The following is a 2824-nucleotide window of genomic DNA, read 5'->3' on the forward strand; positions in this document are numbered from 1 at the left end:
ATTCCCACACGTCGATGTAGCGGCCGATCAGCCTGCGGGTCGCCGGCGTGTCGTCGAGCAGCCAGAGTACGCGATCGACCCCGAACTGCCGTTCAAGAGGATGCGACTTGTGCGGCGGCTTCCAAGTTATTTACGGCCGCTCGCCGGCGCATGGACAAATCCTAGGCGTCAGCCATCATGGTTCCGCGCCATTTCTACTCCGAAGGCGCGTGGATGCCACTTGTCCGAAATTATGATATCGGTGTACTTGGGCGAAATCAAAAAGCAATTCGAAAGTAGCTCATGTCGCAACCGATACGCGGATTGGCGTGACTGCGCTTCTGACGGACAAACGCGAAATCAGTCAAGATTTCCAATTCGGGTTTTGGTGCAATTCAGCGTCAGGTAAGGTTCGCTGACTCTCACGACCGGAGATCAATGCATGTCTGCAATATCCCGTATGCAATCGGTTTGCGCTGTCCTAGCTCTCGCCTGCTTCGACGTCGGTCAGGCCGCCCCAAATCCTGCTACCGACGCGACTCGAAAAGCCAATCAGGCAGTAGCAGATTACTTGCCGTTTTCGAATACGCAGGATTTCGACAATGCTCGGCACGGGTTCATCGCCGACCTTCCCAATCCAATCATCAAAGGCAGCGCCGGCAACACGGTGATCGATCTCTCCCAGTATGACTTTTTGAAGCAAAGCGGACCGGCTCCAGCGTCGGTTAATCCGAGTCTCTGGAGGCAATCGCAGTTGCTCGGTATTCGCGGGCTGTTCAAAGTTGTCGATGGCATTTATCAGGTGCGCAACATCGACCTAGCCAATATGACCTTCATACGCGGCAAGACTGGCTGGGTGGTAATCGATCCGCTCACATCCACGGAAACCGCGAAAGCTGCCGTTGACCTGATCAATAGCAAGGTCGAGAACCTTCCCGTCACCGCCGTGATCTTCACGCACTCGCACGTCGATCACTTTGCGGGCATACGGGCGATAGTGGATGAACAGGACGCGCGCGCCGGCAAAGTACCCGTGATTGCGCCGGAAGGCTTTATGGAGGAGGCCGTCAGCGAAAATGTGTTCGCTGGCAACGTCATGAGCCGCCGCGCATCATACATGTACGGCAATCTTCTGCCGAAGGACCCGGAAGGCAATGTGGGCGGCGGCCTCGGCCTCACCACGGCAGCCGGCACGATTACCTTGTTTGAGCCGACAAAGATCATTGACAAGACGGGAGAGAAGCTGACGGTCGACGGCATCGATGTTGTCTTTCAGATGGCGCCAGGCACTGAAGCGCCAGCCGAAATGCTGTTCTACTTCCCACAGTTCAAGGCGATCTGTCTCGCCGAGGATGCAAACCACACCCTTCACAACATCCTAACGTTGCGCGGTGCGAAGGTGCGCAGCGCTCAGAAATGGGCAAGTACGCTGGATCAGACAATCGACCTATGGGGCGGCGACGCGGTAGTTTCATTCGGCAGTCACCACTGGCCGCAATGGGGTAACGACCGCGTCGTCGAACATCTGGAAAAGCAACGCGACCTATACAAATACATCAACGATCAGACGCTGCGTATGGCAAATCAGGGCCTGACGATGAATAAGATCGCCGAAGAGTTCGTGCTGCCGGATAGTCTCGCGAAAGAATTTTATAACCGCGGCTATTATGGCGATCTCAAACATAACGTTCGCGCCACGTACCAACTTTATCTAGGATTCTGGGATGCCAATCCGGCCGACTTCAACCCTTTACCGCCCGTCGAAGAGGCGAAGCGATACGTCGAAATGGTCGGAGCGGATAAAATGATTGCAACGGCCAAGGCAGCATATGCCAAAGGCGACTATCGGTGGGCCGCGACCGTGGCGAACAAAGTCGTGTTCGCTCAACCCAAAAACCAGGCGGCACGCAACATCGAGGCCGACGCGCTGGAACAATTGGGTTACCAAGCGGAATCGGGCCCGGCCCGTAACTTTTATCTTTCGGGCGCGCAGGAACTGCGCGGCGGCGTCAAGAAAATGGCGACGCCGAATACGAGTTCTCCAGACATCATTCGCGGGATGACGACCGATATGTTCCTCGACTTTCTTGCCATTCATCTGAATGGACCAAAGGTCGGCGACAAGTCCTATGTCTACAACCTGAAATTCCCTGATATTAAGGCGCAGTATGTCCTGAAAGTAAAGAATGGCGTCATGAATTACAGCAAGGACAGGCAGCTAGACAAAGTAGATGGCACGGTCACGCTCAACCGCTCGACACTGGATGACATTGCACTTGGCAAGCTAAAGCTGGGCAATCTCACGGACGGCGGAGATGTGAGCATCGACGGAGACAAGGCGAAGTTCAAGGAGATGCTGGGTAACTTCGACAAGTTCGATTTCTGGTTCACTATCGCGGAGCCTTGAGCGAGGCGCACCGCGCCACTCCTGGCTCAACTAAGAGCGGACGACTTATAGCATCAGCCATAGGCATGGTGATCTATAACCGACCGCTCCTTTTACTTAGGCGTGTGACCAAAGTGATTCGTAAAGGGGCATCGCAGCAGCCGGGATCCGGTCCCACTCGTACGCAAAGTCCAAAAAACTCGAATAAGGACTGGCGCGGTCATCCCAAATGGATATGTTTGATGGGCGAAGGCTGACCAGATCAGTAGTGGCGCCCCGAAAGTCCGTTAGCTGGACGATACCGACCTTCGTGCGGCCGCACGATCCTCATGGCCAACGTCCGTAGATGGCCGATTTCCGAAATTCGCGGTCCCAGGACTTCCCATTCTCACGAAAGAAATACGTTCCCACTCGAGGGGTGCCAAAAATCCGCATTTATGCTCGCCCAAATTGGGAAAG

At 54.9% G+C, this 2824-nt stretch carries 1 protein-coding gene; it reads left to right on the forward strand.

The genetic code is table 11. From position 1 onward, the window contains the following. The first annotated feature begins 421 nt into the window (after positions 1-421). The gene (locus AWB81_RS41715) at positions 422-2386 is read left to right on the forward strand and encodes an alkyl/aryl-sulfatase (RefSeq protein ID WP_235026214.1); all 1965 of its coding nucleotides are present in this window, start codon (positions 422-424) and stop codon (positions 2384-2386) included. Positions 2387-2824 lie beyond the last annotated feature (438 nt).

The sequence above is a fragment of the Caballeronia arationis genome, from assembly GCF_001544975.2.
In the GTDB taxonomy this organism is placed as follows: Bacteria; Pseudomonadota; Gammaproteobacteria; order Burkholderiales; family Burkholderiaceae; genus Caballeronia; species Caballeronia arationis.